Genomic DNA, 24,587 nt, shown 5'->3' with positions numbered 1-24,587 from the left:
AAGGTTTTGATAAACGTAAGGTCAGCTGTAGAGCTGACCTTTTTTCTGGATAATTTTATGAGGCTCAGTAGCTAAGCTCTTCTTTTGGAAATGTGCCTTCACCATTAGAAACGATCGCGTCTATTTGGATAGAAGCGTCCATAAAGATTTCTGATACACCGATAACAGTGCACGCTGGAAGCTCTTTATCAAAGTAGCTTGCTAAAATATCCTCCACGACTTGCAAGTCGTTGATATCTTTTAGCTGAATATTCAGCTTCACGATGTCGTCCATTATATGGTGTACGCTTTTGATGATGGCTTTGATGTTGTCTAAGCATTGCATGGTTTGCTCGCCTACGTCATTAGCAATGACTTCGCCACTCGACGGATGGATTGGCAGTTGTGCAGAAACGTTATTGTAATGCGAGAAAGCGACAGTTTGAGTTGAGAACTTGCTGATTGGTGCCGTCTCTGTGTTGTGGGCGCGAATCACAATCCCATGTCGATCTTCAACGGCTTGTGGTGGCGTTCCGTCTCCATGAGAAACCGTCGCGTCTATTTGCACTAAGGCGTCCATTGGTAACCCATCAGCTTTGATGATAGTACGAGCGGGCACGTAGGCTACGCTTCTTGCTATCGCCGAGTCTGGAAAAAATGTGCTGTAGACTTGATTGACAGCAAAGGCGTCGTCGAGACTTCTCAGATGGATATTGAGTTTAACAATGTCATCAAAAGGGACATCAATACTGTTCAGTATGCTCTTGATGTTTTTTAAACATTGTCGAGTTTGCGCTTTGATCCCGCCTTCAGCAATATTGCCTGTTTCTGGTTCAATCGGCAGTTGGGCTGAAATGTGGTTGTAATGTGAGAACGAAACACTTTGGCTCGACAGCAAACTGGCAGGGGCTTTTGCTGTGTTTCTTACCAGCTTGATCAGCTCGCAAGGTTCTTGAGGGTGTGTTCCTTCACCGTTCGAAATGAGCGCGTCGATTTGAACTAAAGCGCCTTCCAAAGGCAGTGCAGCAACGGCAATTACGGTTCGAGTTGGAAGGTGGCTGATGAAGTATTGTTTATAAACTTCATCGACAGCATCTAGATCGGTCATAGATTTAAGATAAATCGTGATTTTAACGACGTCATTTAAGCTGTGCTCGATGCTATCCACGATTGATCTAATATTGCTTAAGCATTGCTTAGTTTGCTCTTTGATGCCCCCTTCCACTAACTTTTGGCTTTCTGGGTTAATCGGCAGTTGCGCTGAGATATTGTTGTAATGGGAGAAAGCCACCGATTGAGTTGAGCCGTCGTTGATTGGTGCTTTTTCTGTATTTCTAGATACTTTGATGATTTCGCCGTGCATTTCGAATGTTCTCCAATTCTGGCTGCTATAGGACCGCTATGGGTGCATTCCTATAGGCAATAGATAGCCAGACCAACCGCTCAAAACAGAGGCAAGTCTGGCTATGTGTGCCGAATAAAAACGTTAGTTAGTGAATGAGATCGTTATAGGGTGCTGAGGAAGGTCAGGATTTTGTCTTCGTGACGCTTGATGGTTTCTTCGCTTGGTGTGATGGCATCTTTATGAGTGAAGTAAACCAAGATGGCCATTTGCGCCGTTAGACGGTTCTCTGCTTCGTCGAATGCCACAGAGTATTCACTTTCTAGCGCACCGCGAGTGACTTCCTCTTTGTCGTTTGCTGGTAAGCAGTGCAGAAGCATTGCACCTGGCTTCGCTTTTGCCATAAGTTCTTCCGTGATCACGTAATCAGGCATGAAGGCAGCTAAGCGCTCTTCTTTCTCATCCATTTGAGTGACCCAGTAGAAGCTGTCGCCGTAGACCACATCACAATCACTGATTCGCTCTACGTCATCGGTGATCTCAATATGACCGCCAGACTCTTTGCAGAACGATTCTGCAAGCTCGACCCATTCTGGTTCCATGTGGTATTTAACTGGCCCAATTTGTTTAAAGCCCATGCCGTATTTCGCACAAGTTAGCATCAATGAACGGCATACATCGGTAGCGTCACCCATGAATGCCAAAGTCAGTTCATTAAGCTGACGACCATCAGTGATGTGCTCGCGAATGGTAAATAAGTCAGCCAGCATTTGCGTTGGATGGAAACGGGTATCTAGGCCGTTGATTACCGGTACGGTAGACATGTTTAACAAACCATCTAGCGTTTCAGGGCTGTTAGTGCGAGCCATGATCACATCACACATGCGTGACAAAACACGTGAGGTATCATCAATCGATTCTTTGCCGCCAAGATGGATGTCTTTTGGCGATAGGAACAAAGCGTGACCACCAAGTAGCGTTGCGGCAACTTCAAATGAAACGCGTGTGCGAGTCGAGCCGGCTTCGAAAATCATCCCTACTGACTTTCCTTTGAACAGTTGTGGGACAGCATTGTCTTTTCGCGCTTGTTTTAGGTAGCTCATCAACTCCATCATGTTGTCCATTTCTCGGACTGAGAAATCTTTCATAGACACCATATGCTCAATGTTTGCTTTGTGTAGGTCAGTTGCACTTGAAGAAGGTAATTTCATAATCATTTTCCTATTTTCATTTGGGGCTTACTTAAGCTCGCCCCTTTTATTTTGAGTCGTTGGATTCGTATGGATTTAAACTTGAGGTACTTGTTGAGTAATGCAGTGGATATTGCCGCCACCGAGCAAAATCTCACGAGCAGGAACACCGTTTACTTCATAGCCTGGGTAGAGCTCCTCTAGGAGCGCAATCACCTCTGCGTCGTATCGCTTATCGAGTAGAGGTAGAACAATCTGGTTGTTCGTGATGAGATAGTTCGCGTACGAGGCGGCTAGACGCTCACCGGCTTCACGCTCCATCCCTTCTGCAATATCAATCCCTGCCGCTTCCTCTTTTGCCATGTACAAAGGTCCCGGCATTGGTAGCTTATGGACCTTGATTTTCCGGTCTTTCGCATCCCTTTGATTTGTTAGGCAGTCGTAGGCTTCGCGACTGATTTCGTACTGAGGGTCATTCGGGTCATCACACCAAGTCAAAACCACTTCTCCGGGTTTGACGATGTGGAGAATGTTATCGACGTGACCATTGGTTTCATCGTTGTATAAGCCACGAGGTAACCAAACTATTTTCTCCACATTAAGGTGCTCACGGAGAATTTTGCTCAGTTCTTCCTTACTTAGATCTGGGTTACGGCTCTCGTCCAGTAGGCATTCTTCTGTGGTGTACAAGGTGCCTTCACCATCGATGTGAATTGAGCCGCCTTCAAGAATTATCGGTGCTCTGTAACGTGAATCAGCCGTAATTTCACACATCTTCTGAGCCACTTGATCATCGCGCTTCCATGGCCAATACAGACCATCAACAAACCCACCCCAAGCATTAAACTCCCAGTCGACACCGCGACGCTCACCGTTGTCATTTACGACGTAGCTTGCGCCGATATCCCGCATCCAAGAGTCATCGGTCGACACTTCCAAAACGCGAATATCATCAGGTAAGCGTGATACGGCATTATCATATTGCTCTGCGCTTACCAACATGGTGACAGGTGTGGTTTTGTTGATTTGCTTGGCTACTTCGGCAAACACTTTTTGGGCGGGCTTCGCACCGTTACGCCAGTTATCCGTGCGCTCTGGCCAAGCCATCCAAATTTCACTTTGGGGTTCGTGCTCACCAGGCATTCTGAACCCGTCTTGTTTTGGTGTGGTTTCTAATAGCTTTTTCATTGTCTATCTCCTGAACTAAGCCTCAGCTTTTTGTTCCACTTGTTGATTTTTGCGTTTCAAGGCACCGAGTAAGATCCACTCGCCAATTAATATCGTGGTGATGACGCCGATTAATACCGGAGCTGTGTAGTTCCAATCGGCAACGGTTAGGTCAAGTGCTTCTGGGAAGATGAAAAGCACCACCGCTTGTAAAATCACGAAGAAGCACACAATGGACATCACAAACTGCAACCCCATGCCGCCAGGGACTTTAAATGGGCGTTCGCGTTCACCATCTACCAAGCGCAGTTTCAGATAAGCAGGGAACATAAACAGATAAGGCAATAAGAAAATGCAGCTTGAAAAGGCAAAGATGGACCAAAACAAGTCGTCATTACCTTGAGCAAATAGGGCGTAAGACAAGATCACCACGGTAGAAACCGTGCCAGTAATATTGTTTGCACCTACTGGAGAGCCTTTATCCGATACCTTTGCAACAACTGCCGGTAGTTCGCCTTCTTGCGCTGCTTCTGCGGCGGCACGGCTTGCGCCCATTGTCCAACTCACCATGTTGCCGATGAGCGTTAATAGAGCGCAGACACCAAAGAAATACACCATGGCATTGCCCAGCGGACCATCACCAAACAGGGTTTTGAAGGTATCGATTAAGCCTGCAACCAAGCCGATGCTCTCAACAGGTAACGCCATCAGAATGCCAATGGTGCCGAAGATGTAGAGGAATGCAGTGATACCAATAGAAAGGAATACGGCTTTTGGCATATCGCGTACGTCTTTCATCTCTTTGGTCATAGTTGCAACCAATTCGAATCCCATTAGGTTGAATACAATGGCAGGAAGAAATGCCACTGCTGAATCAAGCGTAGGAACCATTGCTGCAAGCGTGAATTCATTCGCCACGCCGTGTTTCATCGCATAGATAAAACCGCCTACACCCAATGTGCCAATCACCAAGATTTTTAGAATTGCACCGATGTTGGTGACCCAAACCCCAATGTCTGCTGAGACGTTACAGATCCAAACGGTAAGCCATGTGAGCGCAATACAAATCGCAATTTGTCCCCACAATGAAAGGCCGGGCATAAACAGCTCGGCGAACATACCTGCGAACATGATGTATACCGCTGGCATCCAGAGACCGACGTTGATCCAATAGAACCAAGTGGTACGAACTGCCCATTTAAAATTGAACGCCTCTTTTACCCAGTCATAAATACCGCCGTCACCAGGGTAGGTAGTGCTTAGTTCCGAGGTGATGAATCCATAGGGAATGACAAAAAAGATCAGCATTACAACCCACCACCCGATTGAGCTGACCCCGATACTGGCGGATGCCGTAAGTGTGTCGACCACAAGTACTGCACATAAAGTAAATAGTGCAATACTCATGACCCCCATTTTTCCTTGAGTTTCGTTGCTCATTGTTTCGCTCCTTAACTACCGAATATGGCAATTATTAAAAGTGAAATTTATGTAACGAACCTTGATGCGAATTTAATATCGGCTTTGGAGAGGTTAATTGCGTTGTAAATTAAAAGAAGTTAGGCATTTTTAGGGAAAAAAAACGTAATTATCGAAATACTTGTTCTTGATCAATTTATGAAATTCAGATTTTTCTTACTTAGCTAAGCACAAAAATATATACGAGATCACATATCGAGTTTCAGTGCGCTAGTAATAATGAGTTCGTGATATCAATAAGGTTTTCTAAGCCAAAATTTGGATAGGAATCGAATTGTGATTTTTATCTCCAATCCTTTGCTGTGAATTCAATACAGTGAATTGAGTCTATTCTGACGTCACTTATTTGGAGATTTAGATATGTCAAAACCTATTATTGTTGTAGCTGTTGGGGGTAATGCTCTATTGCAACGTGGAGAGGTGATGAGTTGTGAAAACCAACAGAAAAGTATCGCGCAAACCGCGACCTCATTGGCTGAGCTGAGTAAAAACTACCGTTTAGTCATTGTGCATGGCAATGGCCCTCAAGTCGGTCTGCTTTCTTTGCAAAATAACGCTTACAAAGATTGTCCTCCTTATCCTTTCGATGTTCTTGGAGCAGAGACGCAAGGCATGATTGGGTATTTGATTCAACAAGGTCTTAATGCTGCGATTGAAGACCGCTATACCACGACAATACTGACGCGAATTGTCGTCGATGAAAACGATCCTGCCGTTGCTGACCCTTCTAAGTTCATTGGTCCAGTTTATACCGAGGAGCAAGCGAAACAACTTGCTGAGGCAAATCATTGGGTTGTGAAACCTGATGGCTCGCATTGGCGCCGTGTCGTCCCTTCTCCTAAACCACAAGAGATCTTAGAAATCAAAGCAATCAAAGACTTACTTGAGAAAGAACACCTGATTATTTGTGGTGGCGGTGGGGGTGCTCCAGTGATCGAAAAAGACGGGGCATATGTCGGTTTTGAAGCGGTTATTGATAAGGACATGACAGCCGCATTAATTGCAGAACAAATTGGGGCGGAGCATTTACTGATTCTGACTGATGGCACCCACGTTTGTCTTAACTGGGGAACACCACAAGAGCAAAGGCTAGAGAATGTGACTATTGAGCAAATGAAGCAATATTCTTTCCCAGCAGGATCGATGGGACCGAAAGTCGATGCATGCTGCCAGTTTGTTGAAAAAACAGGACAAAGTGGTCATATTGGCGATTTATCTTTTGCGTTAGAAATCATTGAAGGGAAGTCTGGTACACATATACAGCCATAATATGCAAATACGTTAATTCACAAATCAATAAGGTCGCATGTCAAAGTTACGGTCGCTTTTGGCGGACATTGATAGTGTGACCTTATATATTAGGTTTCAATTAAAATTTGGAAGGACAACATCACGATGCGAAAAGTTAGTACGGAAACAAAATTGTTGAAAATTAACAAAGCAGTTGTCCGCTTGATGGAAAGGCGAGAAGCGACAGATATTTCGATGTACGACGTTGCTAAAGAGTGCGGAATGGCAACTTCAACGGTTTATCATCATTATCCGAATATAGAAAACTTATTTCATAGCTTATTGGAGAATGTTTTTGTCGATTTTGACTTACTATTAAAGCAATGTATTGATGAAGAACAAGTTCTACATTGGACCGATATTAATCGAATGATAGAAACCGCTTATGTGAATTATTACAATAACAATCCAATTGCCAAAAAGTTGATATTGGGACGCCACACGTTTGCAGAGTTAGGTCATGCAGATACAGAGCATGATCTTGAGTTAGGACATCAAGTTGAGATGATTTATCGCCAGTTCTTCGATATTCCTCAGCTACCTCAACCGATTAATATTTTTGCTATATCCCTGCAAGTTGCCGACAAAATCTATTCTCTCTCTTACCGCAAATATGGCTACATCACCCCAGAACTGGCAAAAGAAGCCCTTCGCCTGTCTGAGTCCTATCTTCAACTCTACATCCCCCCAATTTGTCAGAAGGTCAATTTTCATTCGGCGTAAGTTGGTTAGCTCTTGTGAATTAGCATATTTAACAAGTTTCATTCTGATTCGTCTTAGTTTGATACAAGCGATATATGGTCAGTAAGTTGGTGATGATAAATGTACTCTCGACCAATGAACCTCCGATAGAACCAAGCCAAATATTGTGGCTGACCCAGCAGAAGGAATTAAACAAAATTAGGCTGCGTAGAGTGATGCCTTGTTTGGAAAAGAGCGCCCAAGTGGCGACGGACGATCCGATTACCGTGAGTAGCTCAAAAAAGTGGGTGATGTTTGGTAGGGTCATCAGCCACATAAGTGCAATGAAGAACCACATTACTCTACGTGATTGAGTTTTGATTGAGGCGAAACTGCGAATGCCATTAGTGATCACGCCAATGGCAGCAACGGTTGCGCCCATTAGGGTAAAGTGAATACCCATGATGAAACAAAACGCCATCATCTGATAGCGAAAGCGCATGTCGTCTTTTTGCCAGAATGCCATCACGCCAACCATAAACGCGATGCCACCAATGCCTTGTGCTAACCAGTTTTCCATTTATTTCCCTAGAGTGTTGCAAAGTCATCTCGTTAAGTGAGTAAGCTAATGAGCATCCTTCAAAGTTGCCGCCCTTATAGAGTTTGGTTCGCTCTGTGAGTAGATCCTGAATCACGCTCGTGCCTCGCTTTTCAGGATGACGAATAGGGAGATATTTGTCATATCGTCATTCCGACGAGCCTAGGCGAGATCAGGAATCTACTTACCGTGATAACCCAATCAATTGAGCCATGCTTTGAATGAATCAGCCCTCCACAAAGGGAGGGCTGGGCACTTTATCTAAATTGCTAAGGGGTAACCCAAGAGCCTTGAGATTACTAACCAATCATTACTCATTCACAAGCGCTACTGCTTCGCGAGTTAGGCGAGCAAGCTCTTCCCAGTTGCCCGCTTCGATCAGTTTCTTATCTACCATCCACGTACCGCCACATGCTAATACGCGTGGGATAGCTAAGTAATCTTTGATGTTCGCAGGGTTAATGCCACCAGTAGGCATCAGTTCGATGTCGGTGTATGGCGCGAGCAGTGATTTCACCATGTTGATGCCGCCAGAAGCTTCGGCAGGGAAGAACTTCAAGGTGGTTAATCCCATTTCCAGTGCGGCTTCAACTGTGCTTGGGTTGTTCACACCCGGTACGATATCAATCCCGATTTCTTGGCACGCTTTAACGGTATTTGGGTTAAAGCCAGGCGATACGATAAAGGTTGCGCCTGCTTCTTTTGCTGCAATTGCTTGCTCGCGGTTCAGCACCGTACCTGCACCAATCAGCATGTCTGGCTGGGTTTCACGCAATAGGCGAATTGCTTCTGCAGCCGCTGCTGAACGGAAGGTGATTTCAGCTGCTGGTAGTCCGTTCTCTGCCAGTACTTTACCCAATGGGATAATGTCTTCTGCTTTATCAATGGCGATAACAGGGATGACTTTCAGAGCTTTCAATTGTTCTTTAATACTAGACATGAGTGTTCCTTAAACGACGCCAAGCGCCGGTTGTGTGAATGCTTTGGGAATGATGGCACCGCGATGTTGAATCACAGCACCTGCCAGTGCGTTACCTCTTTGACATGAGGTCGCGAGATCGGCACCAGCAAGGTATGCTGATAAAAAGCCACCATTGAATGAGTCGCCCGCCGATGTGGTGTCCACCACTTGAGCGACAGGTTGGGTTGGCACGGCTTGTGGAGCCAGAGCCGCGCTCGACCCCTGATTTGTTGAGTCTTGAACCAAGCAGCCATCTGCGCCGAGCTTGACGATGCATTTGCCTACGCCAAGAGAGGTAAGGCGTTCAATGGTTTGCTCTGGTGTTTCGTCACCCCAGATCAATTGCTCATCATCAAAAGTCACCAAGGCAACGTCCGTCAGTTGATAGATGGCTTGGTAAACGTTTTTGACGGTTTGATTATTGTCTTGAGGCCATAGTGCTGGGCGGAAGTTACTATCAAAAGCGATTTCAACACCTTGGGCTTTAAGTTCGACCAATAAGTTGAGCAGTGAAATTCGGTCTTCTTCTGGCAAGATGGCTAAAGAGATACCGCTGAGAAACACCGCATCCACTTGAGTTAATGCTTGCTTAACCAGGCCAAAGTTAGGATGTTGAAGTAAGTAACGTGCTGCTGATTGATTGCGCCAATATAGAAACGTACGCTCGCCTTGGTCATCAAGTTGAATCAAATATAAACCCGGCGTGCGAGTCTCATCGCGCAGCACTAAATCTGTTGAGACGCCTTCGTCTTCCCAGCGAGTCAGCATGCCTGTACTGATCGGGTCATTGCCAAGCGCCGTAACGTAAGAGACTTTAACTTCATCAGGTTTGCTATTGGCTTCGCAGCCGCGGCTCAAATAAACCGCAGCGTTGAGCGTATCCCCACCAAATGTTTGATGCATTGAGCCGAACGGTTTGCCATTCAGCTCAATCATACATTCACCAATAATGGCGATGTGCTTCATTGGTTACGCCCTCTCTTCAAAGTAGCGTTTTGCGTTACCAAAACAGATGTCTTCGACCATAGGACCAAGCAACGATAGGTCATTTGGAACTTCGCCGTTCTCTGCCCAACGACCGACCATGTCACACAAGATGCGGCGGAAGTATTCGTGACGAGTGTAAGACAAGAAGCTGCGCGAGTCCGTTAACATGCCGACGAATTGGCTGAGCAAACCAAGTTGAGAAAGCTGTTCCATTTGGCGTTGCATGCCATCTTTCTGATCGTTGAACCACCAACCCGAGCCAAACTGCACTTTGCCCGCGATGCCGCCACCTTGGAAGTTGCCAATCATGGTCGCCATCATTTCGTTATCACGAGGGTTCAAACAGTAAAGGATGGTGCGAGGCAGCTCATTGGTTTGGTCCATTTCATCCAATAGATGTGCTAGTTCAAAAGCAAATGGGCGATCGCCAATCGAATCAAAGCCAGCATCAGCACCTAGTAGTTGGAACATGCGTGTGCTGTTGTTGCGTTGTGCGCCAATATGAAGCTGCATGACCCAGCCCAATTGTGCGTAGCGTTTGCCGAGCCAAACTTGAACTGCGGTAGAGAATTGCGCACATTCAAGCTCTGACAGTACTTCGCCACTCAAACGACGGGTCAGCAACGCATCTAAATCAGCTTCGCTTGGAATTGGCGCGTAACGGACGATCTCAATGCCGTGGTCTGCCGCACGACAGCCATGTGCATCGAAGTGTGCCAAACGTTTATCAAGCGCACTCAATAAATCATCAAAGCGGCGAATTTCAATGTCTGCTACTTCGCCCAGTTTGTGCATGTAATCCGCAAACACGTCCAATTCAATCTTGAACGCTTTATCCGGACGCCAACTCGGCAGTACTTTAACGTTAAAGGTGTCGTCTTCTGCGATCGCTTTGTGGTGTTCTAGTGAATCGATAGGGTCATCGGTCGTGCCCGCCATTACGACGTTCATTTGCTGCATGATGCCGCGAGCTGTGAACTCAGGTGTCGCAAGCAGCTCATTACATTGATGCCAAATTTGGTCTGCTGTGTCTGGGCTAAACAGCGTATTGGTAATGCCGAATGGGCGACGCAGTTCTAGGTGCGTCCAGTGGTAAAGCGGGTTGCCCAAGGTTTGAGGAACCGTCTTCGCCCACGCCATGTATTTGTCGTAATCGCTCGCATCACCCGTAATCAAGCGCTCTTCAATGCCTGCCGAGCGCATGCCACGCCATTTGTAGTGATCGCCTTCAAGCCAGATTTGACCCAAGTTATCGAACTGACGATTTTGCGCCACTTCCGCTGGGTTTAGGTGGCAGTGGTAATCATAAATTGGCTGGTGGAACGCATGCTCATGGTACAAGCGACGTGCAGTTTCGTTTGAGAGTAAAAAGTCTTCACACAAGAAATTCTTCATCGTTAACTCCTATTACAACGCAGCGACAGTGGCACGAGCACCGTTATCGATTAGCGATTGGTAAGCACTGCTCACTGCATCAATCACTTGTGGGTTTTGACCAAGCTCTGCAGGGAAGATGGCTTCAACCGCGAGCAATGCAGGCACAACAGAAACGTTCAAGCCGTGCTGGTCGCAGATCTGACGTAGTGTCTCTGCCATCGGATCGCGAACATCAATATCGTTGCCTTGCTCGTCCACGCCAGATACGTAGCGCATCCAACCTGCAATTGCTGTTGCCAACCAAGAGTAGTTAGAGCCTTGAGCAAGATGGAATCGTAAGCTGCCGCCCATGCGTTGTGGGATCTTCTGGCTGCCATCCATCGCGATTTGCCATGTTTTGTGTTTCAAGCTCGGGTTAGTGAAGCGCTCGATAAGCAGCTTGGCGTAGCCTTCTAAATCGGTGCCTTCTGGCATGGTCAGCGAAGGGGCTTGCGCTTGCATCATCATGTCGAATGCCGCTTTGCGGTAGCCTTCATCTGTCATGGTGTCAGAGATGTGCGCGTAACCGCCAAGGTAACCTAGGTAGGCTAGGAACGAGTGGCTACCATTTAGCATGCGCAGCTTCATTTCTTCGTAAGGCACAACGTCGGCAACGAATTCTGCGCCAGCCACGTTCCAATCCGGGCGACCTGCCACGAAGTTATCCTCGATAACCCATTGGCGGAAAGGTTCACAAGCGATGCCACACGGGTCTTCACAGCCAAGTAGCTCAGCGATTTCAGTCAGTGTCTCTTCGGTTGCTGCTGGCACAATGCGGTCAACCATGGTGCAAGGGAAGGTAACGTTGGTTTCAATCCAGTCACACAATTCTGGGTCGAGCAGTTGAGCGAACTCAAGTACCGCTGCTTTTGCTACGTGACCGTTCTCTTGCACGTTATCGCAAGACATCACGGTAAATGGCGTCAGACCGCGTTCACGGCGCATCTTCAGTGCTTGCACGATGTAACCCAATGCTGATTTTGGCTCAGTTGGGTTGGCAAGGTCAGCAATGACTAGCGGATTGTTTTTATCAAGCGTGCCCGTCGCTGGGTCAGCGCAGTAGCCTTTCTCGGTAATCGTCATTGAAACGATCGCCACTTGTGGCTCTGTCATTTTTTCTAACACCGCTTGAATGCTGTCGAGGCTTGGGTGGAGTGATTCGGTCACTGAGCCAATCACTTTTACCTCAGTCGATCCTGCGCCTTTTTCTGCCACTGTATAGAGGTGGTCTTGTGCGCGCAGCGATTGAATTAACTCTTCACCACCAAATAGGTTGATTTCGCAAATGCCCCAATCCGAGTCTGTTTTGCTTAGCATTTCATTAGTGAATAGAGCTTGGTGCGCTCGGTGGAATGCACCAAAACCAAGGTGAACAATACGGCTTTTAAGCGTTGAGCGGTCGTAGTCCGGAAGCAGAACGTGGTCATTCAGAGTGGAATTCGAAATAGTCTTCATTTTGGTATCCCTTTTCCCGCAGGCGAACCTGCGGGATGGTTTATTTTAATCATTCGAATCTAGAGATCGTAACTCTAGAGCTTGTCACTAAGCGCTTAGTAGCCAAGAACAAGGTTAGGCAAGAACAGGCTTAGTTCAGGAATAAAGGTCACTGCCATTAGTGCCGCAATCAGTGCAACGTAGAATGGAAGTAGAGGCTTAATCACTTTGTCGATGGCAACGTTCGCCACAGAACAACCGATGAACAACGCGCTACCTACTGGTGGGGTACAGATGCCGATAGCCAAGTTGAACGTCATCATGATGCCGAAGTGCACTGGGTCGATGCCCATATCCAGCGCGATTGGTAGGAAAATTGGCGTAAAGATCAGTACCGCTGGTGTCATATCCATGAAGATACCAACAATCAGCAGAATGATGTTGATGATCAGAAGAATCATCAGTGGGTTATCTGAAATAGCCAGTAGAGCGTCCGCGATCATGTAAGGAATATCAGCGTTTGCCATTGCCCAAGACATACCCATAGATGCGCCAACCAACAGCAATACGATAGAGGTGGTGACTGCAGATTCTAGGATGATCTTAGGAAGGTCTCGCCATTTCACTTCACGGTAAATCAGTACTGCAAGAGCGAAGGTGTACACCACCGCGATAGCTGAGGCTTCTGTTGCGGTGAAGATACCGCCGATAATGCCACCCATGATGATCACAATCAGTGCCAGAGATGGGGCTGCTTTTAAGAACGTATCCCAAACCATTGCAAGAGAAGGGCGTGCTGCGATTGGGTAACCACGACGTTTCGCAATAATGCCTGCCACTACCATGATGCTCAGACCCATCAAGATGCCAGGAATGTAACCTGCTAGGAACAATGCTGCGATAGACGTACCACCAGACACTAATGAGAACACGATCAGTGTGTTACTTGGTGGGATCAACAAACCAGAAGGACAAGACGTAATGTTTACTGCGGCAGAGAAGTTTTCATCGTAACCGTCTTTCTTTTGCAGGGGAGACATAGTACCGCCAACCGCTGCAGCAGACGCAACCGCTGAGCCAGAAATAGAGCCAAACATCATGTTCGCCATCACGTTTACGTGCGCTAGAGAACCAGGAAGACGACCACCTAAAACTTTAGCAAAGTTAATCAGGCGAAGTGCGATACCGCCTTGGTTCATGATGTTGCCCGCCAAGATAAAGAACGGGATTGCCAATAGGGCGAAGTTATCAAGACCCGCCGCCATACGCTGCGCCACAACGGCGATAGCAGGCTCTAACGGTAAGCTCATTAAAATGGTCGCTAACGACGACAAACCGATAGCAAAAGAGACCGGTACACCAATCGCAAGCAGGACTGCGAAGCTACCGAATAGGGTAAGAATTAATTGCCATTCCATTGTGGAACCCTCTATTGATCAAGTTGGGTGTCGGTGAGTAGGGCTTTACCAGACGTCAATTGTTTGATGCGGTCAAAAGCAAATACCGCCGAGTAGAAGATCATCAGTGCGCCACTAATTGGAAGGCAGAAGTAGATGTAGCCCATTTCCAAGCCTAGTGCTGGCGTTAACTGACCCGTAGCCAGTGTTTTCATCGCCAGTTGAGTACCGCCGTGAACCAATACCACGTAAGAGAACAGGGCAATGGCAATTTGGATGACGATTTCATTGATGAGTTTGCGTTTGCCTTGCAGCTTCATTGTCAGCAAGTCGATAGCAAGGTGACGTTTCAGACCAGTGGTGTATGCGGCACCAATAAGGGCTACCCACATAAAGAGATAACGAGCAAGTTCATCGGTCACGGTACTTGGTCTACCAATAACGTAACGAGATAGCACTTGCCAGACCACGCAAAAAACGAGGAAGGTCGACAGAGAGATGGTAAAGGCGGCCAACCCTCTATTTATGTATTTGACCAATTTATTCATTTTAGTTTCCTTTCAGTAAATACGCGTATCTCATAACAATTGGTTTACCAATGTAAGAATGTGTTTCTGTGTAGGGCAGTAACATACGCTAATCTTTCTGGTCGGATTATAAGTTAGCCGATTTGGTTGTCACGTGAGCAGGTTCACAAATGGATTGGTTGACCAATTTAAGGGTTCTTATTGTGATTTTGGTCAATCAATTTGCTTTTTTGTTTTGACGATAGGTTTTTCGATCGCCAATAATGACCTCGAAACAAGAAATACCGTGAAAAATTAAAACTACCCTACATATTGGACAACCAATCCAAGGAGAATAGAACAATGATGACGCGTAAGACTCTTTTAAGCGCTGTAGTAGGTGCTGCAATGACCTTCGGCGCCACTGCTTCTGCTTATGCTGCGACCACTTTGAAGCTAAGTCACAACCACCCTCGTGACCATGCAGTACATAAAGCAATGGACTTTATGGCAAAAGAAGTTCGTGAAATGACAGACGGTGAAGTTCGTATCCGTATCTACCCTGATGCGCAGCTAGGCACTCAGCGTGAATCGATGGAGCTAATGCAAAACGGTGCTCTGGATATGGTGAAGAGTAACGCGGCAGAATTGGAAGCTTTCTCCCCAGCTTATGCGGCATTCAACATGCCTTACTTGTTCCGCGATAAAGACCACTACTACAAAGTGACCGACGGTGAAGTAGGTCGTGAAATCCTGAATTCTTCAGCAGACAGCGGCTTTATTGGTGTGACTTACTACGATGCTGGTGCTCGTAGCTTTTACACCAACAAGCCAATCAATACGCCTGAAGATCTAAAAGGTCTGAAAGTGCGTGTACAGCCGAGCCCATCTGCGATTGCGATGGTAAAAGCGTTAGGTGGTAACCCAACACCATTGGCATACGGTGAGCTATACACTGCATTACAACAAGGCGTGGTGGATGCAGCGGAAAACAACATCCCATCATTTAGCTTGAGCCGTCACAGTGAGGTATCGAAATACTTCAGCCTAGACGAGCACACCATGGTGCCAGACGTATTGGTTATTTCGACTAAAACGTACGACAAGCTAACTCCTGAGCAGCAAAAAGCACTGATGAAAGCAGCTGCAGACTCTTCTGAATACATGAAGAAATTGTGGGCTGAGTCAGAAGCAAAAGAGCGTACAAAAGCTGAAAAGATGGGCGTAACTTTTGTTGAACCAAATAAAGCGGCATTCGTTGAAGCGGTTCAACCAATGTACGCGGACTTAGAAAAGACAAATCCTGAATTAAATGAACTGGTTGAGAAGATCAAAGCAGTTAAGTAATTCACAAAGTAATTAGTAATAAACAATCGAAAACAAGGTGTTACCACATTCTGGTACATAGAGGTTGACCAATTGTTATTGGTCGTTATGATGGCGTGAGAAGTTAGATGGAATATAGTGATAATATCATCATGATGCCTTTTGAACCGAAAAGACCGTATCAAGAGATCGGTTTAGTCCTTAGACAAGAACTTATCAATGGCCGTTACGTGGTCGGAGATAGGCTGCCGCCTGAGCGCGATATCGCAGAACGTCTCGACGTTAGCCGCACAGTAGTGCGTGAAGCGATCATCATGCTGGAGCTGGAAAACCTTGTCGAAGTGAAGAAAGGTTCTGGGGTGTATGTTATCAATATTCCATCTCAACCGAACTCCCGTGAGAACGTGATCAGCGATGATGCCGGTCCGTTTGAAATGCTCCAAGCTCGCCAGTTACTTGAAAGTAACATTGCGGAATTTGCAGCGATGCAAGTAACGCCAGGCGATATCGTGAAAATGCGTGCAGCCCTTGAGTTAGAACGAGAAGAACTCGCCAGCGGTACCGCAGATTGTAACGGTGATGAGAAGTTTCATATGTGCATTGCAGAGGCAACTCAAAACTCTGTGCTGGTGGACATGCTGAAGCAATCTTGGGAGCGACGTGAGAGCAGCCCAATGTGGAATAAACTTCATTCTCACATTGCTGGTCAAGACTACCGTGAAGAGTGGTTAGACGATCACGCCAAAATCCTTGCCGCATTGCAGCGTAAAGATCCAATCGCTGCAAAAAATGCCATGTGGCAACACCTTGAAAACGTTAAACAGCGCCTGTTGGAGCTGTCTGACATCGATGACCCGAATTTTGATGGTTACTTATTCAGTTCCAACCCTGTTGTTCTGCAGGGCGCTGAAAACGGTTAACCACATTGCCGGCTTCGGTCGGCTCTAGTCAGCGCAGCTGCATTATCGTGGCTGCATATTAAGAAGTCGTTGTGCACTTAGCTTGATAAATTCGAGCGGGCTGAGTGCGTCTTAAAAAAGGTGAGTGTCATGGAACAAACTTGGCGTTGGTACGGTCCGAATGACCCTGTGTCGCTAGACGATATTCGTCAAGCAGGCGCAACAGGCATTGTGAATGCCTTGCATCACATTCCAAATGGTGAAGTGTGGTCTAAAGAAGAGATTTTAAAACGTAAAGCCATCATCGAAGAGAAAGGCTTAACGTGGTCGGTGGTTGAAAGTGTTCCTGTTCACGAAGAAATCAAAACTCAGACGGGCAACTTCCAACAATGGATCGACAACTACAAACAAACGCTGCGTAATCTTGCTGAGTGCGGCGTAGATACGGTCTGCTACAACTTTATGCCAGTACTCGACTGGACGCGTACAGACCTCGAATTTGAAATGCCGGATGGCTCTAAAGCACTACGTTTTGACCAAATCGCTTTTGCGGCATTTGAGCTGCATATCCTTAAGCGTCCGGGCGCAGAAGCGGATTACACCGAATCTGAACAAGCGCAAGCCCTTGAATACTTCAACAGCATGACGGCGGATCAAATTCAACAGCTGACAAGCAACATCATTGCTGGTTTGCCGGGCGCAGAAGAAGGTTACACGCTAGAAGAGTTCCAAGCACAATTGGACCGTTACTCGGGCATCAGCAAAGACAAACTCCGTGAGCACATGGCGCACTTCTTGGCAGAACTCATGCCAGTGTGTGAAGCGCATGGTTTGAAATTGGCGGTACACCCAGACGATCCACCGCGCCCAATTCTTGGTCTGCCACGCATTGTGTCAACCATCGAAGATATTGATTGGTTGACTGAAAAAGTACCAAGCAAAATGAATGGTTTAACCATGTGTACCGGCTCTTACGGTGTTCGTGGTGACAACGACCTAGTGAAAATGATTAAAAAGCACGGTGACCGTGTTTACTTCACTCACTTGCGTTCAACCAAACGTGAAGAAAGCAACCCGATGACATTCCACGAAGCGGCGCACCTTGATGGCGATGTAGATATGTACAATGTGGTGATGGCAATTTTGGATGAAGAACAACGCCGCGCAGAAGTGGGCGATCACCGTTTAATTCCTATGCGTCCTGACCATGGTCACCAAATGCTGGATGATTTGAAGAAGAAGACCAACCCAGGCTACTCAGCCATCGGTCGCTTGAAAGGTCTTGCGGAAGTGCGTGGACTAGAGATGGCACTAAAACGCGCTTTCTACACTAAGTAATTGAATTTATTAAGCACACCAGAGAGTGTCATCAAACCATATAAATAAAAGCAAAAAACCGAAGCGTAATGCTTCGGTTTTTATTTAAGTTGATTAGGGATGAAGGGTGTTAATCGTCGTCATCCGGCACAAACTCTAAAATATCACCTGGTTGGCAATTTAAATGTGTACATATGGCTTCCAAAGTGGCTAACTTAACCGCCTTAGCACGACCATTTTTGAGTACCGATAAGTTTTGTTCAGTAATACCAATGAGCTTCGCTAGTTCATTAGAGCGCATCTTCCGTTTTGCCAGCATTACATCCAAGTTGATTACAATCGCCATATACCATTCACTTAAATTGTCAGCTCACTTTCTTCTTGTAGCTCGACTGCTCTATCCATCACTACAGCGATGACTCGGACAATAAAACCGATGACCATCATAGTAATGTCGCTGTCGTCTACTTCCGCTGACACATTCCAATTCCCGTCATTGTACGACAAAGCCAAGCTAAGAAGCACGTCCATCGTGACTTCAATAAACGGTGTTGCGATCAGTAAGTAGCTGAGTTTCTTGAAACACTCCGTATTTTGGCGTTCAAAAATCTGCCCTTTCTCATACAAACGGAAAAGGACGATGAGCTGCCACAGTAAGGCCACTGTCAGTAGTGTTGAGATCATGCTTGGGAAGTAGCCAATTATAGAACGCGTAACGGAAAGAGGGAGCGCCACTTCAATAGGAAAGGTGGCGTGAAACCACTCCGCATCAAACATAGTTGCCCCAAACCAAAAGACGGTATTGAGCACAACCGTGAAGATCATAGAAAACCAAAATAGGATAAGTAGCTTACGACTAAAGTTGCTTATGGAATGTTGAGACATGACAAACCTCATATCAGATTTAATTTTCGCTCATCCTAATCAGTTAAAAATAATATCGCAATAAAAACTTATCGTTTTACGATAATTTTTTATTGCTTTTCTTAATGCAAGTATTTAATGTTGCCAAGTGGATTTATAAAATTGATGAATAAAGGTATGGGGAATGAATAAGGCGATTTTTTTTACAACGACGTTGCTAACGGTATCTGCTCCTAGCTTAGCTGAGGGTATTTTTTTGGATGATGTGGGCAAAGACTACAATCTCGAAGAGAGCAATACATGGGAGAGTTCTCCATACGCGCTGGATACAACGCCAAAACATGACGCGTTTACCGATGATAAATGTACGCGAGGGACAGAAGAGCAATTCACATCTCTTGCCGATGCGAACAAAAAGAAAAACGTCGAGTGCTACATCACGCATTTTCCAAACAGCAACATTAAAACTCGCATGCAGTCGAACGACGATGGCGATGTTAGTGTTGGCTTCTCATGGGACTTTGATTAACCACAGTTATTTATTGTGAATTTTTGCTCTTTAACACTATGATTCTTGGCGTAAAAAGTGATCGAAAGTCACTTTTATAATGAAGAGTTGCAAATAATCTGCGTCTTTTTCTTTGCGATGTCGTCTTATTAGACACAACTATTTTGACCGGAGAATTCCATGTTCAAGCCGCAACCAACGCGTTCAGACATTAAAGATAAATTCATCAAGCACGATAGCCAAATGCTCAACCAAGTGTACGGAACAGACCAAGTCGTACCGTATTGGATTGCGGATATGGACTTTCCTATTGCATCACCTATTTCGCAAGCGATGCAGCAACTTGTCAGCCGTGAAACCTTCTCATACGAGTTTGATAGCAAGACGGTCTTTCAGTCCATTGCTGATTGGAATAAGGATTTGCATGGTCTTGAGCTTAGCACTGATAACTTTGTTCAAGTGCCGGGCGTACTGAGTGCGATTGCGCTACTGATTCGCGAGTTCACCAAAGAAGGTGAGGGCGTTCTGATCCAGACACCGGTTTATCATCAATTCCGACGTTTAATTGAATCTGCGGGTCGTACTGTTGTGGGCAACACAATGAAAATTGAAAACGACTACTACGTGATGGACTTTGAGCTGCTTGAAAATCAGTTGAAAAGTGGTGAAGTGCAAATGATTTTGCTGTGCAACCCTCATAACCCAGTGGGGCGTGTTTGGACGAAAGCAGAACTAGAGCGCATGGTGGCGTTAGCTGAGAAATACAAGGTGATGATCATCAGCGATGAAGTGCATGCCGACATTGTGTTTGAAGGTTCCACCTTTACCAGTATGACTTCATTAGGTTATGAAAACAGCCTGACGATCATTGGCTCGCCGGCGAAAAATTTTGGTTTGAACAGCATCTCTAACGGTTATATTTACAGCGATAACCAAGCACTTTTCGAGAAAATCAAAGCGACGTCAGCTTCACTGTCTATCGATCATGGCAATGCGTTTACCACTTACGCGACGATTGCGGGTTACCAACAAGGTAAAGAGTGGTTTGAAGGTTTTCATGCCTACACGCAAAACAATCGTAACTGGATTATTGAGTTTATTGAGCACAACTTGCCACTGGTGAAAGCGTTCCCGCCACAAGGAACCAACCAAATTTGGTTGGATTTTTCTGGTTTAGAATTAGAACCTTCTCAGTTAAAAACCTTGCTGACAGAAGAAGCCAAAATGGCGCTAACGCCAGGTACTTGGTTTGGTGAACCCAATGAAAACTACTACCGCATGAACTTCGCTTGTTCTTTAGAGCAAATTCAAACCTCGTTTGAGTTGCTTAAAGCCGCTGTCGATAAACGTAAATAAGTGAAGTGGTAGGAGAATAAAACGATGACACAAACCATCACTAAAGGTATCAAAGCGCTAGCAGATGGCGTGGTTGAGTCTGAGTCTTAGCGGTCTATGTCATACTTGCCATACGGTTATATTTCGATTAATATCGAATTATCTTTTTATGTATAGAGACCGTCGTATGTTAGCAGAGTGGTTGACGCACAAAGAGCAGCTCAAAAACTACATTGTCAAACAGACCAGTGATCCAGATTTAGCCGATGACATTTTGCAAGAGGTGTACATCAAGGCGAGTCAAAAGATCGACCAGTTAGAAGCGCGAAGTAAAATTAAAAGTTGGTTATATCGCATCACGCACAACGCGATCATGGATCACTATCGTACGCAGCAAAGTTATGAAGAGCTGATAGACAATCAGATTGAAGAGGAAATGCCGATAGAGCTGGAGAATCTACAAACCATGGGGCATTGTTTGCGCCCAATGTTTGAGTGCCTACCAGAGAAATATCGCCAAGCCATGATTTTGTCTGAACTCGATGGTTTGCCTCAACAAACGGTAGCGGATCAGTTGGGGCTTTCGCTTTCTGCGACGAAAAGCCGAATTCAGCGCGGTCGAGTTAAGCTCAAAGCCTTGTTAGTTGAGTACTGCAATGTTGAAGCCGGGCGAGGAGGTATCGTTGATTTCTCACCAGAACCGCAGTGCCTTCACATGGCTCAAATGTATAGTTCTGAAGTGGCATAAAGCTAAAATATCCGCTCGATTTACAATGTAAAAGCGCAGAGTTTTGGTTCTGCGTTCACATTTTTAAAAGTTGTGGTTATTGAACGTATTAATTCTGACAAATGTAACGAATACATTCGATGATAACTCCGGTCTCTTGATTAGGGCGCGACATGTGAGGGCAGCAATGCCCTCCACTCCAACCTGTGTCGCGCCCGCTTTACCGTGAACAATGTGAAGTAAATAGGACTGAATAATGACAACGACGAAATTTACCGCAGGTGATTTGTTTCCCTCTATCACTCTACCAACGTTAAATGGCGATACAATCGAGCTAGGTAAGCCTTCAGAGAATGTCGATTGGCGTTTAGTGGTGGTTTACCGTGGCAAACATTGCCCTTTGTGTACTCGCTATCTCAACCAACTAGAGACACTAAAAGCGCGATTCTTACAACTCGGGATGGATATCGTGGCGGTGTCCGCAGATAGCCAAGCACAGCTAGAGCAGCATATGGAGCAACTTACCGTCACGTTCCCAGTCGCTTATGGTCTGACAGTAGAGCAGATGCAAACGCTAGGTTTGTATATCTCGGAGCCTCGCTCAGAAAAAGAGACAGACCATCTCTTTGCAGAGCCAGGTTTGTTTGTGGTGAACAGTAAAGGACAAGTTCAGTTAGTCGATATTTCCAACGGTCCATTCGCTCGACCTGACCTAGAAGTCTTGCTCTCAGGGTTGGCGTTTATCCGTAACCCAGAAAATGATTACCCTATTCGTGGTACCTACCAAGCGGCAATCTAATCACTGTTTTGGTTTGAGGCATTAAAAACCAACAACGTTCGCAGACTTCCTCTTCTAAAATTGGATTGTTCGTCTCCTAGATTGTGGTAAAGTCCGCGCCTGCGATTTACCGCATCTTTTACTGCCTCTTCAATCAAAAGCACAAGGTTAAGCTAATGCCATTTTCTACTCTCTCTTTGAGTTCTGAGCTGATTCACGCACTGCCAAAAGACTTTAAGAAGCCAACTGATATTCAGGCTTTGGCTATTCCTGAGCTACTCAGTGGTAAAGATGTGTTGGCATTGGCAAATACAGGTAGTGGTAAAACCCTTGCGTATGGTTTGCCTTTGTTGGAAAAGCTAAGTGTAAATCCAGAGCAAAAAGCGCTGATTCTAGTACCTACACGTGAACTGGCGACACAAGTGAGCGAGGCGATTAACCAAGTTGGTCAATCTATTGGTCTCAACGCAGTGTGTTTGTGTGGTGGCGTTGACAAAGAGCAGCAACTACAAGCACTTGCGTCAAATCCCCACATTCTTGTGGCGACAACCGGTCGTTTAGTTGATCTGGCGAACAACGGTTTGGTCCTGGGTAATATCCATTATCTAGTGTTGGATGAAGCGGATCGTTTGCTGGATATGGGCTTTTGGCCAGACGTGCAAAATATTGCAGGGCAGATTTCAAACCAGCGTCAAACCGCGATGTTCTCAGCAACGTTTTCTGATGAGTTGAAGGGCAAAACCAAGCAGCTCATGCACGCACCAAAACAGGTAGCAGCGCATCAAGAAAACAGCACCAATCAAGATATTGCCGAAACGTTGTATCTCGTCAACAAAGGCAGCAAAACCAAAGCGTTGGTTGAACTGATCAAGCAAAATGCATGGGCGCAGGTATTGGTATTTATTGGTGCTAAAGAGAACGCTGATGGTTTGGCGAAGAAATTGAACAAAGCTGGAATTACAACCAATGCGCTGCACGGTAATAAGAGCCAAGCAGAGCGAGAAGAAGCGTTGGCGCAGTTTAAGTCCGGGCAAACACAGGTGTTGATCGCTACCGATCTATTAGCTCGCGGTATTCACATCGAGCAACTACCAGTAGTAATTAACTTTGAATTGCCAATGCATGCGGAAACATACGTTCACCGAGTTGGGCGCACAGCGCGTGCTGGCGAGCAAGGTGTCGCAATGTCGCTGGTCTGCCATGGAGAAACCGAAGCGCTTACAGCGATCCGTAACTTGACGCAACGTGAATTGCCAACGCAAGACCTTGAAGGTTTCCCTGTAACGGATAAGCCATCAACAGGCGAAAGCAAGCGTGCTCCACGTGATAAAAAAGCCAATCGCCGAACCAATGCCAAAAAGAGCATTAAGCAGTTTCAAGGTAAGCCGAAACGCCAAGCGCCTAAAGCTAAATGAGCAAAACCAAATAAAAAAAAGCCATCGTAATGATGGCTTTTTAATTAAATGGAGTGTGTGTCTAAATAGGGGGAGTGCTTAGAAGTTGTAAGAAACTGTCGCGCCTACTGCCCATTGGTTTGCACTGTCTACGATAGAAGAATCGCTGATGCCACTACCTAGACGAGTGTATTGTGATACTTGGCTGATTTGCCAGTGCTCAGTGATTGGCACTACCAGTTTGTAACCTAAACCGTAGTTTACGGTTGCATCGCCTTTGTATGCTTTGCGGTTTGCACGTGCTTCTTTGTCTGTTACACCGAAGTAGTAATCAACGTAATCTTTGCTTTGGTAAGACACGCTCGCAAATGGTACGAAATCAACATTACCGATATTCATGATATGGAAGTAAGTAGCACCACCTTGGAAGCCTTTGTAAGCACCTGATACATCATGTTGTAGGTAAGTTGAGATCACGTTGTTTGGATCAAGTCTGAAATCTGCGTTCAAACCTAGATCGATCGCAATATCACGTCGTTTCGTACCTTTTAGGCTTTTCGCTACATCGCTATCACGAGGTACACCGCTACCTACTACGTAAGCACTCATGTTAAGTAGTTCATCGTTGTCACCTAGGAAACGGTAGTTAATACCGCCTAAATCAGCGTTGAAGTCTTCACCATGGTAGCCACCGTTTAGAACTGGCGCAGTGTTGTGTTTTTGGTCTTTGAAAAGATCGCTCGCTTGTACTACGCCAGCTTCGACCATCCAGCCACCTTCGTTGTTGTAGATGTTACCGTTACGAATATAAGTATCACCCGCTGTTGCCGTGCCTGCAGCCGTCAACGTTAATAATGCAATAATTGTCTTGTTCATTGTTCTGTCCCAGTTGTTTGGTTTTGAACACTGTACAAAATAAAATTGTAACTCTCTATCAGCAGAGCGTATGGAAGTGTAATGATGACTTTAAGAAATGTATGGTTTCGCCTAAAAAAACGCTAAGAAGTAGAAC

The 24,587-nt window shown here is 45.8% G+C and carries 24 protein-coding genes; 10 read left to right on the top strand and 14 right to left on the bottom strand.

Annotated features, from left to right (window positions below):
• Positions 1-64: 64 nt before the first annotated feature.
• From VHA02S_RS15635 to VHA02S_RS15620, 4 genes are all read right to left on the bottom strand, one after another.
• Complete coding sequence (locus VHA02S_RS15635; RefSeq protein WP_038897647.1) at positions 65-1,342, bottom strand: RidA family protein; 1,278 nt, start codon at positions 1,340-1,342, stop codon at positions 65-67.
• 143 nt (positions 1,343-1,485) lie between these two features.
• Positions 1,486-2,532 (bottom strand): ornithine carbamoyltransferase, encoded by a 1,047-nt coding sequence (argF, locus tag VHA02S_RS15630; protein WP_009706650.1) that lies wholly within the window; start codon positions 2,530-2,532, stop codon positions 1,486-1,488.
• A 75-nt stretch (positions 2,533-2,607) separates the two neighbouring features.
• The gene (gene aguA / locus VHA02S_RS15625) at positions 2,608-3,699 is read right to left on the bottom strand and encodes an agmatine deiminase (protein WP_005449946.1); all 1,092 of its coding nucleotides are present in this window, start codon (positions 3,697-3,699) and stop codon (positions 2,608-2,610) included.
• Positions 3,700-3,714: 15 nt separating this feature from the next.
• Entirely contained in the window at positions 3,715-5,118 is a 1,404-nt protein-coding gene (locus VHA02S_RS15620; protein WP_038897648.1) for an APC family permease, read from the bottom strand.
• A 399-nt stretch (positions 5,119-5,517) separates the two neighbouring features.
• On the opposite strand from VHA02S_RS15620, the gene arcC reads away from it, so the two are divergent.
• Complete coding sequence (gene arcC / locus VHA02S_RS15615; RefSeq protein ID WP_038897650.1) at positions 5,518-6,426, top strand: carbamate kinase; 909 nt, start codon at positions 5,518-5,520, stop codon at positions 6,424-6,426.
• Between the two features lie 126 nt (positions 6,427-6,552).
• Positions 6,553-7,170 (top strand): TetR/AcrR family transcriptional regulator, encoded by a 618-nt coding sequence (locus VHA02S_RS15610; RefSeq protein ID WP_029788392.1) that lies wholly within the window; start codon positions 6,553-6,555, stop codon positions 7,168-7,170.
• Positions 7,171-7,198: 28 nt separating this feature from the next.
• Here VHA02S_RS15610 and VHA02S_RS15605 read toward each other — a convergent pair whose 3' ends face one another.
• The 7 genes from VHA02S_RS15605 to VHA02S_RS15575 all read right to left on the bottom strand — a co-directional run bounded on the left by VHA02S_RS15605 (position 7,199) and on the right by VHA02S_RS15575 (position 14,469).
• Positions 7,199-7,708, bottom strand: coding sequence for a YgjV family protein (locus tag VHA02S_RS15605; protein WP_038897651.1), 510 nt, complete (start codon positions 7,706-7,708; stop codon positions 7,199-7,201).
• A gap of 328 nt (positions 7,709-8,036) precedes the next feature.
• Positions 8,037-8,666: a bifunctional 4-hydroxy-2-oxoglutarate aldolase/2-dehydro-3-deoxy-phosphogluconate aldolase gene (locus VHA02S_RS15600; protein WP_005429019.1), complete on the bottom strand. Its 630-nt coding sequence runs from the start codon at positions 8,664-8,666 to the stop codon at positions 8,037-8,039.
• 9 nt (positions 8,667-8,675) lie between these two features.
• Positions 8,676-9,653 (bottom strand): sugar kinase, encoded by a 978-nt coding sequence (locus VHA02S_RS15595; RefSeq protein WP_038897653.1) that lies wholly within the window; start codon positions 9,651-9,653, stop codon positions 8,676-8,678.
• A 3-nt stretch (positions 9,654-9,656) separates the two neighbouring features.
• Positions 9,657-11,069, bottom strand: coding sequence for a glucuronate isomerase (gene uxaC / locus VHA02S_RS15590; RefSeq protein ID WP_005429022.1), 1,413 nt, complete (start codon positions 11,067-11,069; stop codon positions 9,657-9,659).
• A 12-nt stretch (positions 11,070-11,081) separates the two neighbouring features.
• Entirely contained in the window at positions 11,082-12,545 is a 1,464-nt protein-coding gene (locus tag VHA02S_RS15585) for a mannitol dehydrogenase family protein (RefSeq protein WP_038897654.1), read from the bottom strand.
• Positions 12,546-12,640: 95 nt separating this feature from the next.
• Positions 12,641-13,942, bottom strand: a complete 1,302-nt coding sequence (locus VHA02S_RS15580; RefSeq protein ID WP_005449959.1) for a TRAP transporter large permease — start codon at positions 13,940-13,942, stop codon at positions 12,641-12,643.
• An 11-nt stretch (positions 13,943-13,953) separates the two neighbouring features.
• Positions 13,954-14,469 (bottom strand): TRAP transporter small permease, encoded by a 516-nt coding sequence (locus VHA02S_RS15575; protein WP_038897655.1) that lies wholly within the window; start codon positions 14,467-14,469, stop codon positions 13,954-13,956.
• A gap of 321 nt (positions 14,470-14,790) precedes the next feature.
• Here VHA02S_RS15575 and VHA02S_RS15570 point away from each other — a divergent pair, with 321 nt between their 5' ends.
• From VHA02S_RS15570 to uxuA, 3 genes are all read left to right on the top strand, one after another.
• Positions 14,791-15,774 (top strand): TRAP transporter substrate-binding protein, encoded by a 984-nt coding sequence (locus VHA02S_RS15570; RefSeq protein WP_005449968.1) that lies wholly within the window; start codon positions 14,791-14,793, stop codon positions 15,772-15,774.
• Between the two features lie 107 nt (positions 15,775-15,881).
• Positions 15,882-16,673: an FCD domain-containing protein gene (locus VHA02S_RS15565; RefSeq protein ID WP_005449971.1), complete on the top strand. Its 792-nt coding sequence runs from the start codon at positions 15,882-15,884 to the stop codon at positions 16,671-16,673.
• 129 nt (positions 16,674-16,802) lie between these two features.
• Positions 16,803-17,990: a mannonate dehydratase gene (uxuA, locus tag VHA02S_RS15560; protein ID WP_038897656.1), complete on the top strand. Its 1,188-nt coding sequence runs from the start codon at positions 16,803-16,805 to the stop codon at positions 17,988-17,990.
• A gap of 109 nt (positions 17,991-18,099) precedes the next feature.
• On the opposite strand, the gene VHA02S_RS15555 is transcribed toward uxuA, so the two are convergent.
• Both VHA02S_RS15555 and VHA02S_RS15550 read right to left on the bottom strand, forming a co-directional pair.
• Positions 18,100-18,315: a helix-turn-helix domain-containing protein gene (locus VHA02S_RS15555; protein ID WP_005429033.1), complete on the bottom strand. Its 216-nt coding sequence runs from the start codon at positions 18,313-18,315 to the stop codon at positions 18,100-18,102.
• 11 nt (positions 18,316-18,326) lie between these two features.
• Complete coding sequence (locus VHA02S_RS15550; RefSeq protein WP_005449975.1) at positions 18,327-18,854, bottom strand: DUF2975 domain-containing protein; 528 nt, start codon at positions 18,852-18,854, stop codon at positions 18,327-18,329.
• 163 nt (positions 18,855-19,017) lie between these two features.
• On the opposite strand from VHA02S_RS15550, the gene VHA02S_RS15545 reads away from it, so the two are divergent.
• The 5 genes from VHA02S_RS15545 to VHA02S_RS15525 all read left to right on the top strand — a co-directional run bounded on the left by VHA02S_RS15545 (position 19,018) and on the right by VHA02S_RS15525 (position 23,596).
• Positions 19,018-19,362 carry a hypothetical protein gene (locus VHA02S_RS15545; RefSeq protein ID WP_038897657.1) on the top strand — a complete coding sequence of 115 codons (345 nt, stop codon included), beginning with the start codon at positions 19,018-19,020 and terminating at the stop codon, positions 19,360-19,362.
• A gap of 159 nt (positions 19,363-19,521) precedes the next feature.
• On the top strand, positions 19,522-20,697 hold the full coding sequence (locus VHA02S_RS15540) for a MalY/PatB family protein (protein WP_038897658.1): 1,176 nt from the start codon (positions 19,522-19,524) through the stop codon (positions 20,695-20,697).
• 166 nt (positions 20,698-20,863) lie between these two features.
• Positions 20,864-21,424: an RNA polymerase sigma factor SigZ gene (sigZ, locus tag VHA02S_RS15535; RefSeq protein WP_038897659.1), complete on the top strand. Its 561-nt coding sequence runs from the start codon at positions 20,864-20,866 to the stop codon at positions 21,422-21,424.
• A gap of 235 nt (positions 21,425-21,659) precedes the next feature.
• Positions 21,660-22,202 (top strand): peroxiredoxin-like family protein, encoded by a 543-nt coding sequence (locus tag VHA02S_RS15530; RefSeq protein ID WP_038897660.1) that lies wholly within the window; start codon positions 21,660-21,662, stop codon positions 22,200-22,202.
• A 155-nt stretch (positions 22,203-22,357) separates the two neighbouring features.
• A complete protein-coding gene (locus VHA02S_RS15525) occupies positions 22,358-23,596 on the top strand; it encodes a DEAD/DEAH box helicase (RefSeq protein ID WP_038897662.1) in 1,239 nt (412 codons plus the stop codon).
• A gap of 78 nt (positions 23,597-23,674) precedes the next feature.
• Here the strand turns inward: VHA02S_RS15525 and ompV are convergent, their stop codons facing one another.
• Positions 23,675-24,451: an outer membrane protein OmpV gene (ompV, locus tag VHA02S_RS15520; protein WP_009695852.1), complete on the bottom strand. Its 777-nt coding sequence runs from the start codon at positions 24,449-24,451 to the stop codon at positions 23,675-23,677.
• Positions 24,452-24,587 lie beyond the last annotated feature (136 nt).

This window comes from Vibrio harveyi NBRC 15634 = ATCC 14126 = KCTC 12724 (genome assembly GCF_001591145.1).
Taxonomy (GTDB): Bacteria; Pseudomonadota; Gammaproteobacteria; order Enterobacterales; family Vibrionaceae; genus Vibrio; species Vibrio harveyi.
This window is presented reverse-complemented; position numbering and strand designations above follow the sequence as displayed.